Here is a 13875-nt window from a genome sequence, read left to right on the forward strand (position 1 = left end):
GTCTTGAACTCACAAAGTTGCTCTACCCAGTTGTCACAGTCTCGTGATGATGGCGGAAAGGTCACACCTGTTCCCATCTCGAACACAGAAGTTAAGCTTTCCAGCGCCGATGGTACTTGGACCGCAGGGTCCTGGGAGAGTAGGACGTCGCGAGGCACTAGTATATAGGAAGAAAAAGACCTGATCCAATGCGGATCAGGTCTTTTTTTCGTTCCCATCCTCGTCCTCTGCTTGCAAGAAACGGTTGGGGAGGTACACAAACGACACATACAAACTAAACACAATCCCCGCCAAGGGCAACCACACCGCCTGCGTAAAAGGCAAGCGACCGGAGATCAGCAACAACACGTCCAGCAACAGACTCTCTGCCACTAGCAATTGCAACGCGAGCCAAGAGACGCCGCGTTTTTTATCCTGATCGGTGAGCGGGTAGATGCGCACCAATTCGGAGTAACGCCGTTCTGATGCCAGCATCGGCAGTTGGAAACCCATCAAGAACAGGCCGAGCAGATAGACCCCGAGGGCGATCCAAACGTTGGAGATGAAGAACAGGATCACGCCGATGAACGCCATCAGCCGCAGATAGATCCCAAAGTACTCACTGTAGCGGAAGAATGTCCGTATGTAGAGAAACAAGTAGGGATACTTCTGATTGACCGGAATCCGGCGCACGATCGCCATAATCCATTCGCGACGTTTGACGCGATTTTTGATCTGCGGAACGTCGACAAAAAAGTTGGCCACCGTGTAGTAGGTGGAAAGCGTCTGTTGTTCCTGATCCAGCAACTCATTCCACGGCAGGCTGCGCACGCGACGTCCGCTGCGAACCAACCACGTCACAAGTGCAAGCAAAACGATCCCACCCACGCCGTACATCCACTCTGTGGAAGCCAGCGCGTAGATCACTAGCGCATTGCCCAGAAATCGCAACCCGATCCAGAAACTTCGCCGCCGCACCAGCAACATCTCCCGCCACGACAGGAACAGGTTCCACAGCTTCAGAGCGACCGCGCCCAGGGCACACCACCACGCCGCATCCAGCCCGATTCGCGCTTGGAAGAGGGGGACGAGCACACCGATGATCAAAACACTCTGTATGACTTGGAAAAAGCCGCTGTAGCGCCCGGCCGAACGGAAGTACGTCCCCATCCGATCCTCTGCAGGCAACAGGAACACCAAGTCCGCCTCCTGCAAAAACGTTCGCACCCGCCCACGGCAGGCGACGAACGCGGTCACGACTGCGATAAACCAAGCGCTGGGGAACGCAGCGGGCAAGGCGTTCAACGCGCTTTTGTAGCCAAATGCCGCCCCGATGACCAGCGCAATGCCGGCGATCAACACGCCTTGGTTGCGCAAAATGGACATCAACAGCAACACCGCCTGCAACCAAGCCCGTCGCACCCGCGCGCCATACAGGTCTCCAATATCGGCAAACCCGCTGATCCCATAAGGCAACTGCTTAAAACCTTGCGTTCCTCCAGAGCCAGCCGAACTCCCTGTTGATTTCACCGTGCCGGTCGCAGATCCAGAAGTCCCTAAACTCTTACCCTCCGTCCGCTTGGCGATCCCTTCGTTTTTGTCCGCCTTGCTCATGTCAAACCTCCGCTGACCACATGTGCGAACATCTCCTCCAGCGTAACCCCGGCGAGCCCTGCCTGTGCCCGCATCTGCTCGACGGTGCCGTTGAGGGCGACCTGACCCTTGTTGACCATGACGAAAGAGTCACAGTATCGCTCAGCGGTCGCGAGGATGTGCGTGGAGAGCAGAATCGCATGTCCCTCGCGCTTCATTTCGATCAACAGCTCCAACAAGGCTTGAATCGCCAGCGGGTCGAGACCGACAAAGGGCTCGTCCACAACCAACAGATCGGGCGCTGCGACGAACGCACAGAGGATCATCACTTTCTGCTGCATCCCTTTGGAAAAGGTGTTCGGGAATTCGTCGACCTTGTCCGCCAGTCGAAAAACGTCCAGCAAGCGCTGTTTGCGCTCACGGTACGCGGACTCCTCCAAGCGATAGACCAATTTTGTCAATTCAAGATGCTCATCCAAAGTCAGCTCTTCATAGAGACGCGGCTGCTCCGGGATGTAGGAAATCTTCGAGCGAAACTTCAACGGGTCGGTGCTTAGCGAGCCGCCCTCCAGCAGAATCTCACCAGCAAACGGCTCCAACAGGCCGAGCACGTGCTTCAAGATCGTGCTCTTGCCCGCTCCGTTCATGCCGATCAAACCGACGATCTCGTGCGCATTGACGGTCAGCGACACGTCACGGATGACCGGCTGATCGGGGGCATATCCGCCCGTGATGTTGCGTACTTCGAGCACAACAAACCCCTCCTACACTTGTTATGCTTTCATTCTACAGCAGATACTCGATCGTATCTATGGTAAACGGCAGAATACCCGCGAACGGACAAGCCTTGACGAGCAGAGTTCGCGATTTGTCCGCATTTGTACCGTTCAAGCCATTGAGTAGGCGAGGCAGACGTGCTAAGATAAGTCCTGTCGCCGCAAGAGAGCGGTGATTGAAGAAAAGGTTTTGAAAAAAGTGTTGACTCGCACAACTCGATGTGATATTCTATAAAACGTCGCCGCTGTTGAGTATCTCACTAAACAACGGAACAACTTTTACTCGTGGAGAGGTACCAAAGTGGCCAAATGGAGCGGACTGTAAATCCGTTGCGTAAGCTTCGAAGGTTCGAATCCTTCTCTCTCCACCATTACATGTGGCGGTCGTGGCGAAGTGGTGAACGCACCAGATTGTGGCTCTGGCATTCGGGGGTTCGATTCCCCTCGATCGCCCCACTCGTAATACTTTTCTCAGATCGTTGGGGAGTCGCCAAGCGGTAAGGCAACAGACTTTGACTCTGTCATGCGAAGGTTCGATCCCTTCCTCCCCAGCCATTTGCGAGCCATTAGCTCAGTTGGTAGAGCACCTGACTTTTAATCAGGGTGTCGAAGGTTCAAGTCCTTCATGGCTCACCATTTTCATAATTGCGCCCTTAGCTCAGCTGGATAGAGCGTTTGACTACGAATCAAAAGGCCGGGAGTTCGAATCTCTCAGGGCGCGCCATTTTGTATGGGGGGTTAGCTCAGTTGGTAGAGCACCTGCCTTGCAAGCAGGGGGTCAGCGGTTCGAATCCGCTACTCTCCACCATACATGCCTTTTTAGCTCAGTAGGTAGAGCGCATCCATGGTAAGGATGAGGTCATCGGTTCGATTCCGGTAAAAGGCACCATTTGCTTGGCTCGTTGGAGAAGCGGCTTAACTCATCGCCCTTTCAAGGCGACATTCACGGGTTCGAATCCCGTACGAGTCACCAATTTTTACGGAGGCTTAGCTCAGCTGGGAGAGCATCTGCCTTACAAGCAGAGGGTCGGCGGTTCGATCCCGTCAGCCTCCACCATTTTCACTTTTTTACGGAGCTGTGGTGTAGTGGCCTAACATGTCCGCCTGTCACGCGGAAGACCGCGGGTTCGAATCCCGTCAGCTCCGCCACTATTTTTCACCTTTGCGGGTGTAGTTCAATGGTAGAACTCCAGCCTTCCAAGCTGGTCGCGTGGGTTCGATTCCCATCACCCGCTCCATTTATTTCGGGCCCATAGCTCAGTTGGCTAGAGCGCACGACTGATAATCGTGAGGTCGGAAGTTCGAATCTTCTTGGGCCCACCATACTTGCAAAAAGAAAAAGACCTGTTCCTTCATGGAACAGGTCTTTTTTTCATCTCATTGCGAAATACTAAAGGTGACTCTTTGTGCAAAGGGGGAACTCCGAGATGAGACAAGTGGTATTGAAGCCTGAACTGCGCACGCCCGGTGGTGAAACTGTCAGTGTGTACCTGAACAATGAATGGGCGGGGGATGTCTACCTCGTCTATCGCGAAGGGGACGTGCTGACCGGCACGATCCAGATCGACACCAAAGCGGTGTCGGAGGAGGAACTGGATTTCGTCGCCGACGAAGTGCGCACGTACATCGAGCATTTGAACGCGGCGCTAGGCGTCGAGGACAGCTCGGTGGTCATGATGTATGGCGACATCTCGTCTGTGATTGAGATGGCCCCGTTTGAAATCGTCTCGGTGGAGTCGATTCAGGAAGACGAGGACGAGATCGACGCTTTCGACGAGAATTACCATTTTGTCGACGATGAGGAAGAATTCGAAGACGACGAAGAAGTGATGGAGTTCGACGGTCTCGACTTGGGCAGTGACATCGAGTTTGCGGATGATGAAGAGGACGAGGATGACGATCAGTACTATGTCCACGACCTTGACGAAGACGAGGAGTACCACCTCTCCGTCGTCTACCGCAACGGAGAACACACCAAGTACCACCTGCACGACGATGATCACCGGACGCTAGGCATCGTGTCGGTCGATGAGATCGGCGACAATGTCTCGGGACGCGTGGACTTCTGGTCTCGCCCAGATGAAGACGAGGCAAACGAAGTGGCCAAGATGCTGGCCCGGACGTTTGGGGAGTTGGGCGAAGCGGACAACATCTCGTTCACGATGAACCACGCCGACTACCACATCGGGGATATGCACTTAGAGCGCCGTGATTTTCTGTAAGGCTGTTTGAGAAAAAACACTTCTGGCTCTGCGTGAGCTAGAAGTGTTTTTTTTCAGGACGGGAGATTAAAAAAACACTTCTGGAGCTGCGTGAACTAGAGAAGTGTATTTTTGTGCAGACAGGGAGATGGTAAAAAAAGACCCTGTCCCGCGTGGGGGACAGGGTCTTAGGTTTAGCGACGAGCGTTGCTGCCAGTGCCAGCGGTGGTGCCAGTGGAGTTTTGACCGCCAAGATTGACGGCACCTGTCCCTGTTGTGGTTCCGCTGATGTACGAGCCTGTCGTGGAGCCGCTTCTGCTGGTGCCGTTTGTGGACGGCTCCAGTGCGCCATTGCCTGTGGTCGAGCCACTCGGCGTGGTGCCGAAGCCTGCGCCGGAGCTGCCCATTGGCGTTCCTTGGGTGCCGAGAGTGCCCGATTGGGAGGAGCCGTTGGTCGTCGTGCCGCCAGACATTGTGCCAGAACCGGAAGTTTGACCAGTGCCGCCCGACATCGTACCAGCGCCGTAGTTTTGACCAGTGCCGCCTGTGCGATTGTTTCCAGTGATGCCTGAGGTTACTTTGCGGAAGCCAGTGCGCAGGTCGTCAAGGAAGTTGCGACCCATGTAGGCGGCGTTGCCTGCTGCGTTCGTCATGGCACCTTTGCCCGTGGTGCCTTTGTTGCCGTTCGTGTATTGGTTGATGCGGTTCATGACCGACTCGTTGGCGGTCACGTAGACGTTTTGGATCGACGGATTGGCTTGGCGAACAGCTTGCACGACTTGAGCGCGCAGGTCCTCGCTCATCGAGTTGTCGGAGTAGATGTTCAGCGCGCCGGCTCCTGTGGAGGAGTTGTAGAGGCCGTAGGTGTTGTTGGAACCGTTGCCAGACGATGCCCCGTTGGAGCCGTAGATCCCCGACGTAGAACCGGTGGTGCCGTATGCGCGCGCACCAGAGTTGGAGCCGCTGTAAGTGGACCCGGAGATAACAGAGCCATTGGTTCCGTTCGTGCGAGCGCCATAAGTGCCATAGATGCCAGAACCGATGGTATCCGTATAGCGGTAAGTTCCCGCAGCGCTGGTCCCATACGGAGAACCGTTGTTAGAGCCAGTGCCGGAAGTTCCGTAAGTGCTGGAGCCCATGTTAGAGCCAGTGCTGGAAGTTCCATAAGTGCTGGACCCCGAGTTAGAGCCAGCGCCGTAGGTTCCATAAGTGCTGGAACCCGTGGTAGAACCAGTACCGTAGGTAGATCCTGTGTTATTGGTTCCGGTGCTGCTTGCGCCGTTTGAATATCCGTTCAGGTAGCCGATGGTACCTGGATTGCCTGTGCCCGAGATGGTGCCGTTATTTGAGGTGGAGTTGTTGAACGTGGAGCCGGAGCCGGTCAGTGCGTTTCCGGTATTTTGGGAGAGATAGGACGAGCTGTTGGTGCTCACCCCAGTACCAGAGTTACCGTAGCCACTCATGCCGCTGTTAGCGGTACGGCCATTTGTGCCAAAACCAACCGAGTTTGAGCTTTTCACCGACGGGGAGTTGGTGCCATTGGTTTGACCGCCTTGGACGTTCGCGATCGGCGGATTGATCAGTGCGAACGGCTGGGACAGTCCCGTACCGCGCATCGAACCGTTATTGTTCGTGCCGACGTTCGTCCCGGTGCTGTACGTGGTGCCCGACCCCGACGGAGTGGTCCCGGAAGACGTAGTACCATACGTAGATCCAGTGTTGTTCAGGCCGGAAGTACTACTGGTTCCATAGGTTGAGCCAGTCCCAGTCCCGAAAGTATTGCCGGTTCCATAGTTCGAGCCGGTACTGGAAGTGCTACCAGTCCCATAGTTAGAGCCACTCCCAGAAGTGCTACCAGTCCCATAGTTCGAGCCAGTACCGGAAGTGCTACCCATTCCATAACTTGACCCAGCCCCAGTCCCGGCAGTAGACCCAGTCCCATAATTTGTCCCTGCCCCGTAACTACCACCAGTTCCAGAAATCCCTGTCTGTACAGGAGTCCCGGCACCTTGCGTGGTGCTCGTACCCACCGGGCCTTGAACATTGGTGTTGCCTGAAGTCGTCCCAGTGTCTTGGTTGGAAGTTCCCGTTCCGGTGTTCGCCTGCGAGATCGAGTTGCGGTTGTTCGGGCTGTTCACTGCGATGTACGCAGTCGTCCCATTTACCAAGACACGCGCATTCGTCACGCCGGGAACTGAGGCCACCCGTGCGGCCAACTGCGGATCTGCATGCAGATTCACATTCCCAGACGTACCAGCTGTGCCAGCCGCCCCACCAGCCCCACCAGCCGCATTCATTTTACCGCCACGAGTCCCACCGCCCAAACCACGGACGTGCATCCCTTGGGTTCCACTTTGCGTCCGTGCGGGTGTCAGATTGCGCGCACCATATCGCGGGTCGCGGGTATCGAGCACTTTGCCACCACGAGTTGTATCATACGTCTCGTTCTTGCCATCCGGAGATGCATGTTGCGAGCTCTGCGGAGTGCAACCAGCAAGCAGAGACGTGGACAACAGAAAAACGCCAGCTAGAGTCGTAACCTTTTTCAAAGTGTCAACCTCCTCGGGGCGCGTTCGATTTTGGATTGTCCCTACACATCAATCCGAACTTAGCATCCCCCGGGACCACTCTCTCACACCGTACAAGATTTGGTGTCCCAAAAAATTGCTTGACGGTCTATTTTCAAGGATGGTATACTCCAACCTGTAATCAAATTGATTCCAAACAATCCCGATCGCTTAACTTAATATTTGAAAGTTCTCTTATCCAGAGAGGTGGAGGGTCTGGCCCGACGAAACCTCGGCAACCGTCACGACAACCATTACAGGTTGAGTGAAATGGTGCCAATTCCTGCGAGACATTTTGTTTCGACAGATGAGAGACGCGTCCGTCCATCTATGTGGATATCCGTGTCCTTCGCTGTCGAAGGGCACTTTTTTATTTCCCGGAAAATGACGAAGGAGGGGACCACAACCACCGTGATCACACTACAAAACGTCCGCAAAGACTACCTCGTCGACAAAAAATCGATCACCGCACTGAAAAAAATCGATCTGACCATCGAACGCGGTGAGATCTTTGGAATCATCGGCCACTCCGGCGCTGGGAAGTCTACGCTGATCCGCTGTATCAACTTGTTGGAACAGCCGACTTCCGGTTCCGTTATCGTCGACGGCAAAGACCTGACCCAACTGTCACAAGGCGACCTGCAACGCGCTCGTCATGAGATCGGGATGATCTTCCAACACTTTAACTTGCTTGCGTCGGCGACGATCTACGAAAACATCGCCTTCCCACTGCGCCTCGCCAAGCGACCTGCGGCTGCTATCGACCGCAAAGTGCGCGAGTTGCTCGACTTAGTCGGACTCACCGATCATGCCACCAAGTACCCATCGCAACTCTCCGGGGGGCAAAAACAGCGCGTCGGCATCGCCCGCGCTCTAGCCAACGACCCGAAAGTCCTGCTCTGTGACGAAGCAACCTCTGCACTCGACCCGATGACCACGCAGTCGATCCTGAAACTGCTCGCGGACATCAACAAAACACTTGGCCTCACGATCGTGCTGATCACCCACGAGATGCACGTGATCCGTGAAATCTGTGACCGCGTCGGGGTCATCGACGAGGGCGAGATCGTCGAAGTCGGACCTGTTGCAGAAGTGTTCCTCAAACCGCAGCAAAAAATCACGCAGGAGTTTGTCGAACAAGTCAGCGACTTCGACTTTCCCGAGGAACTGCTGGCGCAATACCTCCGCATGCCAGAGGCGGAACGCGCTCGACATCAAGTCGTGCAAGTTTCCTTTCTCGGGGACACCACGTTCCAGCCGGTGATGTTCCAAGTCCTGCAGGAACATCCCGTCCAGTTCAACATCCTGCATGGCACGATCTCCCGGATCAAGGACACCCCGTTCGGACGACTCGTGTTGGAGATCACCGGAGACCCTGGCGCCGCACAAAAAGCCGTACAAAACCTGCAAGAACGCGGCTTGCAAGTGGAGGTGTTGCTGTAATGGACTTCAACGCACTGTTCGCCAATGTCGACTGGACGGACATCTGGAAAGCCTGTGGCGAGACCCTGTACATGGTGGGCCTGTCCACGTTGTTCACAGCCTTGATCGGTCTGCCGCTGGGCATCCTCGTCGTGCTGACCTCACCGGGTCACCTGTTGCAGAACCGCCCGGTGTTCGGCCTGCTGAGTTTCATCATCAACATCTTCCGCTCGATTCCGTTCATCATCCTGATGATCATGCTGATCCCGCTCACGCAGATCCTCGTCGGGACCTCGATTGGGGTGAGTGCTGCCATTCCACCACTGGTCATCGGCAGTGCGCCGTTTTTTGCCCGCCTCGTCGAAGTCTCGCTCCGAGAAGTGGACAAAGGCGTGATCGAAATGGCGCAATCGATGGGCGCTACGACCTGGCAGATCATCGCTCGGGTGTTGCTCCCAGAAGCGCGCTCTGGCATTATCGCAGGCATCACGATCACGATCGTCGCACTCGTCGGCTACACCGCGATGGCGGGTGTCATCGGCGGCGGCGGACTGGGTGACCTCGCGATCCGCTTCGGCTATCAGCGTTTCCAAACGGATGTCATGCTCGTCACCACCGTGATCATGATCCTGCTCGTTCAAGTGTTCCAAAGTGTCGGCGATCGCTTCGTCCGCTACTTCAACCGCAAATAAATCCCCCAACTCGAAAGGAATGACCTACTTATGAAAAAAGTAATCTTCAGCGCCCTGACTCTGCTCCTCTCCGCATCCCTGATCGGTTGCGGCACCTCTGCAAAAGACGCAACCCCAAGCACTACCGGCGGTGACAGCAAAGTCGTCACCCTGAAAGTCGGCGCGTCTCCAGTTCCGCACGAAGAGATCCTCAAGCAAGTCGCACCGCTGCTCGAAAAAGAAGGCGTGAAACTCGACATCGTCACCTTCAATGACTACGTACAACCGAACCTCAAACTGGCAGACGGCACGCTGAACGCGAACTTCTTCCAACACGTTCCCTACCAAGAGACCTTCTCCAAGGAACACAAACTCGAGCTGACCGCCCTGACCAAAGTTCACGTCGAACCGATCGGCGGCTACTCCAAAAAAATCAAAAACATCAGCGAACTCGCGGACGGCGCAAGCGTTGCGATCCCGAACGATGTCACCAACGAAGGCCGCGTGCTCGCCTTACTCGACAAAAACAACCTGATCAAACTCAAAGCAGGCGTCGGCATCTCCGGCACCCTCAAGGACATCGTCGAAAACAAAAAGAACCTCAAGTTCAAAGAACTTGAAGCAGCCATGCTCCCGCGCGTACTCCCAGAAGTCGATCTCGCGCTGATCAACACCAACTACGCGCTGGAAGCGAAACTCGTGCCGACCAAAGACGCGCTGATCCTCGAAGACAAAGATTCCCCGTATGCGAACGTCTTGACCGTCAACACCAAGGACAAAGACAACGAAGCATTGAAAAAACTGGCGAAGGCGCTCAACTCGCCGGAGATCAAGAAATTCATCGAAGACAAGTACCAAGGCGCGATCGTGCCGGCGTTCTAATCTTTAATAGAAGAAACAACTTCCCTCCGCAGGGAGGAGAGCAGGTTCCGTCTTTGGACGGAGCCTTTTTTTTATCCCCAAAGGTACAATGAAGACAACAAATACGAGGGCTCACCAAGGAGGAAATCCATCATGCTAAAAGCATTGCTCGGGCTTGCTCAGATCAAACAGGACGAAACGAAAACGGTAGAACTCACCCCGGTCGGTGCAGTCGACCGCTTGAAATTACATGTTCACAACGGGCGACTCGCCCTGCATGAGTGGGACGAATCGTACATCTCGGCGGAAGTGCGCGTCCGTGTACGCGGCGATGAGCACACGCCGATGGAGAACTTCTGGTCGTTGCGCCAAACGGGCAGTGAAGTGGTGTTCGAGCAAGAGATGACCCACAATAATTGGTTTCTGGGCTTACATGTCAGTGTCGATGTGCGCATGAACGTCCCGGCGGAGATCCTACAAGCCAACTTGAAGACGCACAACGGCCCGATCGAGGTCGACCTGTTCAACGGCGACCTCAGGGTGTTGACCCACAACGGCGCAATTCGCATCGCGGACGTCGAAGGCATGGTACATGCGCACACGCACAACGGCCAGATCGAAACGTTGCGCATCGACGGTGACCTGACGCTCACGTCGCACAACGGCAAACTTGAGATCGACAAAGTGACGGGTCGCTTGCAGGCGAACACGCACAACGGACAGATCCAAGTCTGCGATTGTGGAAACAGCGTTTCGCTGACCACGCACAACGGGCAGATTTACGCGCAGCAAAACCAAGGGATTCAGAATTCGTGGGACCTCGTCACCCACAACGGCAACATCCAGTGCTACGTGCCGCGCGATACGGATGCCACCTACAAGCTGCATACGACGAGTGGACGGATCAGCGGCGATGCTTTGCCTGTGCAAACCTCCGGCTATGCACAGAAAATGACCGTCACGACAGGCAAAGGCACGCACCTGATCGACTTGCACACCAAGTCGGGCAATATCGAAGTCCGACAAAACAGAGCAGGAATGGAATGAATCCTGTCGAAATTCTCTATACTGTTTAGAGAGTTTGGAGGGGTCCGACGTGAAGGCAAACATCAAGACAATCGCACCACTATTGCTGACCACCGCACTTGTATGGCCGACGTCTCTGGCGTCGGCCCAAAGTGCGTCTACCATTACGGGCCTTGACATCGTCACACGTCAGGGCGACGGGTATTATCATCCACAACAAGTGGCGATCGAACGCTCGTTAACGCCGGGCGAGAAGCGTCCTGAGTGGATACGCTATACAGACTTGTCCGCCAAGGACGTGTTCGGCATGGCACCGGTCGCAGGAACCAACCGTGTCTACGTGACCGACCGTTCCAACGCGACGATCTGGGAAGTCGATCCGGACAGCGGCCGTGAACTGCGGCAATTTGCACCTTCCACCAAGCCGTCTAACAACCTGCGCGGCATCGCGACAGGGTTGGGTGAGGACATTTTTGTCTACTACAACGGTGACGGGACGATCCAGCGTCTGCACAAGGACGGGACGGTCGTCGATTCTTGGAAAGCCCCGACGATCTACGGACACACCATGACCTACGTTGACGGCTATCTGTACCTGATGACCGACCGTGGGGAGATCTATGTGATCAACCCGACCAATCATGGCCTCGCCCGCCAGATCGATGTGAAAAATCCAGCCGGCGGCACATTTGGCGTCAATGCAACGTTCGGGATCATGAATGATGGGCAGTACTGGAACATCGTCTCCGCGAACGACAGCGCGCAGATCTACCGCTACGACAGCAACTGGAATTTCCATGACAAGGTCAATCTCAAGATGTGGACGATGACCGGCGTGATCTGGAACGGGCGGGAGTACTACGCGCTGAACTTTGACAAGCGGGCGGTCTTCACGATCCGTGTTCAGGATGACGATGTTGGCGCGGTCGATCAGGCGACCACCGATCACTACCAATACATCGGCAACCTGATGACCACCAAGCGCGCATCTGAAGCGTTCCCGCAATTTGATGAGAAAAATACGTTGCTGCTCTATAACGATCCGGCGAGAATCACCGCCGACTTTTTAAAACCATACGCGTCCTACCTCGACAGATCAGGCAAGCGCGTCGGCAACCTGTTTGACTCGTTTTTGTTCCTGCCCAAAGGCCCGCGCTCCGAGTACTTGTCCACACACACTGACGAGTGGAACACGTACCTGACGAAGACGATCGGTGACATGAAAGTGCTGGATCAGGAGTGGTCCGACCACAACAAAGACCTCAAACAGACGGGCAAGGCGAAAATGTGGCTCTCCGTCCCCTACCCGAGCGCCGATCTCAACCTGGCCACGCGCCAACAGATCGTGCACAGCTATATGGACAAAGCCAACCAACTGATCCACGACCAAGGTTTCAAAAACCTCGAATTCCGCGGCTTCTACTGGCACAACGAATCGGCGAATCACGGCGACGAATTGGTGATCGATTTCAACGAGTATGTGCATGCCAAAGGCTTGCTCTCGATGTGGATTCCCTACCAGACAGCTGGCGAAGCGGTCAATTTCAAGGAACTCGGGTTCGATGAAGTGTTCCACCAGCCGAATTATTACCCGTTCAAAGGCTTCAGCTTCCCATCCAACCTCAACCGCTTCTACAATTTGACGTGGACAGGGGCGCGCTATGGCAAGGGCGTCGAATTGGAACTCGATCCCGACATCCTCGGCAGCGACTCGACCTATCGCGATCACTTCAAGGAATACTTGCACTACGGTCTCGCGCAAGGCTGGCTCAACGCCTCCACAGCCTTCTACGAAAATTCAGCGATCAAGGGCCTCTACGACAAGCACGACCCGCTCTATGACACGATCTACCAGGCGTTGAATGGCAAGTACACTGAGCCAAACGTCAACGTCCTCAATTCAACGGCGGGCATCTTGAGTTCCAGCCAAAGTCTTACCCTCCCGACGACCGCCAAATTGCGTTTGAACGTGCTGTCTGATCAACCTGCTAACATTCAGAAAGTCATCGTGCACACCGATGACAACAGCTCCAGCCCGATGACGTACATCGGCACGTTGCGCGCAGACGAGGAGTTGGCGGTCCACGGTGGCAAGTTGGTCAAGCAAGAGTTGGGCGGGGGCTCCGATTCCCTGCAACTGGGCTTCAACGTCACGCTGAACACACAGTTGCAAGTCTCGGTCGTGCCGAACAACCAGACTCCGTTTGTCGACGTGGCGAAGGGCAGTCCGGCCGTGCAGTCGATCATGGACCTGTCCAACCGCGGCATCCTCAACGGCATGCTGGAGGGAGGACAACTGAAGTTCCTACCAGACGGTCAGATCACCCGCGCACAGTTCGCCGTCATGTTAACCAATGCCTACAGCCTGAAAGCGAACAACCCGGTGACCTTCACCGACTCGGCTGACTCGTGGTTCACCCCTTATGTTGCGGCGGTGGCAGAGAGCGGGTACATGCAAGGCTATGGCAGTACGTTCGGCCCCGAAGACCCGATCACCCAAGAGCAAGTCGCGGCGATCATGGTGCGCGTTCTGAACAGACAAAACCAGACCGCCAAGACAGATGGTGTCACGATCGCCAACCAAGACCAGATCAGCAATTGGGCCTTGCAACAAGTGCTGGAAGGCAAGAAGCTCGGTCTCTATACGGACAGCTTCGGGTTCACCGGGTTCGCTCCACAGCTTCCGGCGAAGCGCGCAGACGTTGCCAACGTGCTGTTCAAAGCCCTCGGCGGTAAATAGATCGCGCAGGTAGATTGAAGCAACTAGAATGAAGCAACT

Annotated in this window: 9 protein-coding genes, 12 tRNA genes, 1 rRNA gene and 1 riboswitch; of the genes, 19 read left to right on the forward strand and 3 right to left on the reverse strand. The window is 55.3% G+C overall.

The window, feature by feature from the left end; translation table 11 throughout:
- Positions 1-39 precede the first annotated feature (39 nt).
- Positions 40-156, forward strand: a 5S ribosomal RNA gene (rrf, locus tag C7459_RS15445).
- Positions 157-195: 39 nt separating this feature from the next.
- Here the strand turns inward: rrf and C7459_RS15450 are convergent.
- A complete protein-coding gene (locus C7459_RS15450; RefSeq protein ID WP_109690208.1) occupies positions 196-1593 on the reverse strand; it encodes an ABC transporter permease in 1398 nt (465 codons plus the stop codon).
- Positions 1590-2324: an ABC transporter ATP-binding protein gene (locus C7459_RS15455; RefSeq protein ID WP_109690209.1), complete on the reverse strand. Its 735-nt coding sequence runs from the start codon at positions 2322-2324 to the stop codon at positions 1590-1592. The genes C7459_RS15450 and C7459_RS15455 overlap by 4 nt, the downstream gene beginning before the upstream one ends.
- Positions 2325-2635: 311 nt before the next feature.
- Between C7459_RS15455 and C7459_RS15460 the strand changes: the two genes are divergently transcribed.
- From C7459_RS15460 to C7459_RS15520, 13 genes are all read left to right on the forward strand, one after another.
- Positions 2636-2719: transfer RNA gene (locus tag C7459_RS15460), tRNA-Tyr, on the forward strand.
- 9 nt (positions 2720-2728) lie between these two features.
- Positions 2729-2804: transfer RNA gene (locus C7459_RS15465), tRNA-His, on the forward strand.
- Between the two features lie 24 nt (positions 2805-2828).
- Positions 2829-2903, forward strand: a tRNA-Gln gene (locus C7459_RS15470).
- 5 nt (positions 2904-2908) lie between these two features.
- Positions 2909-2984 (forward strand) — tRNA-Lys (locus C7459_RS15475).
- An 11-nt stretch (positions 2985-2995) separates the two neighbouring features.
- Positions 2996-3072: transfer RNA gene (locus C7459_RS15480), tRNA-Arg, on the forward strand.
- A gap of 8 nt (positions 3073-3080) precedes the next feature.
- Positions 3081-3156 (forward strand) — tRNA-Ala (locus C7459_RS15485).
- Positions 3157-3161: 5 nt separating this feature from the next.
- Positions 3162-3237 (forward strand) — tRNA-Thr (locus C7459_RS15490).
- Positions 3238-3244: 7 nt separating this feature from the next.
- Positions 3245-3321, forward strand: a tRNA-Glu gene (locus C7459_RS15495).
- A gap of 8 nt (positions 3322-3329) precedes the next feature.
- A tRNA-Val gene (locus tag C7459_RS15500) sits at positions 3330-3405 on the forward strand.
- A 15-nt stretch (positions 3406-3420) separates the two neighbouring features.
- A tRNA-Asp gene (locus tag C7459_RS15505) sits at positions 3421-3497 on the forward strand.
- Between the two features lie 15 nt (positions 3498-3512).
- Positions 3513-3586, forward strand: a tRNA-Gly gene (locus C7459_RS15510).
- Between the two features lie 8 nt (positions 3587-3594).
- Positions 3595-3671: transfer RNA gene (locus tag C7459_RS15515), tRNA-Ile, on the forward strand.
- Between the two features lie 104 nt (positions 3672-3775).
- Complete coding sequence (locus tag C7459_RS15520; RefSeq protein WP_109690210.1) at positions 3776-4570, forward strand: hypothetical protein; 795 nt, start codon at positions 3776-3778, stop codon at positions 4568-4570.
- 173 nt (positions 4571-4743) lie between these two features.
- On the opposite strand, the gene C7459_RS22995 is transcribed toward C7459_RS15520, so the two are convergent.
- Positions 4744-7098: a YhcN/YlaJ family sporulation lipoprotein gene (locus C7459_RS22995; protein WP_146201016.1), complete on the reverse strand. Its 2355-nt coding sequence runs from the start codon at positions 7096-7098 to the stop codon at positions 4744-4746.
- 210 nt (positions 7099-7308) lie between these two features.
- A riboswitch (SAM riboswitch) is annotated at positions 7309-7430 on the forward strand.
- Between the two features lie 97 nt (positions 7431-7527).
- Between C7459_RS22995 and C7459_RS15530 the strand changes: the two genes are divergently transcribed.
- The 5 genes from C7459_RS15530 to C7459_RS15550 all read left to right on the forward strand — a co-directional run bounded on the left by C7459_RS15530 (position 7528) and on the right by C7459_RS15550 (position 13836).
- Positions 7528-8559 carry a methionine ABC transporter ATP-binding protein gene (locus C7459_RS15530; protein WP_245884573.1) on the forward strand — a complete coding sequence of 344 codons (1032 nt, stop codon included), beginning with the start codon at positions 7528-7530 and terminating at the stop codon, positions 8557-8559.
- Complete coding sequence (locus C7459_RS15535) at positions 8559-9230, forward strand: methionine ABC transporter permease (protein WP_109690212.1); 672 nt, start codon at positions 8559-8561, stop codon at positions 9228-9230. The genes C7459_RS15530 and C7459_RS15535 overlap by 1 nt, the downstream gene beginning before the upstream one ends.
- Positions 9231-9260: 30 nt before the next feature.
- Positions 9261-10091 carry a MetQ/NlpA family ABC transporter substrate-binding protein gene (locus C7459_RS15540; protein ID WP_109690213.1) on the forward strand — a complete coding sequence of 277 codons (831 nt, stop codon included), beginning with the start codon at positions 9261-9263 and terminating at the stop codon, positions 10089-10091.
- Between the two features lie 132 nt (positions 10092-10223).
- Positions 10224-11117 (forward strand): DUF4097 family beta strand repeat-containing protein, encoded by an 894-nt coding sequence (locus C7459_RS15545; RefSeq protein ID WP_109690214.1) that lies wholly within the window; start codon positions 10224-10226, stop codon positions 11115-11117.
- Between the two features lie 49 nt (positions 11118-11166).
- Positions 11167-13836, forward strand: a complete 2670-nt coding sequence (locus C7459_RS15550; protein WP_109690215.1) for a DUF4855 domain-containing protein — start codon at positions 11167-11169, stop codon at positions 13834-13836.
- Positions 13837-13875: the final 39 nt, after the last annotated feature.

The organism is Tumebacillus permanentifrigoris (assembly GCF_003148565.1).
Lineage (GTDB): Bacteria > Bacillota > Bacilli > Tumebacillales > Tumebacillaceae > Tumebacillus > Tumebacillus permanentifrigoris.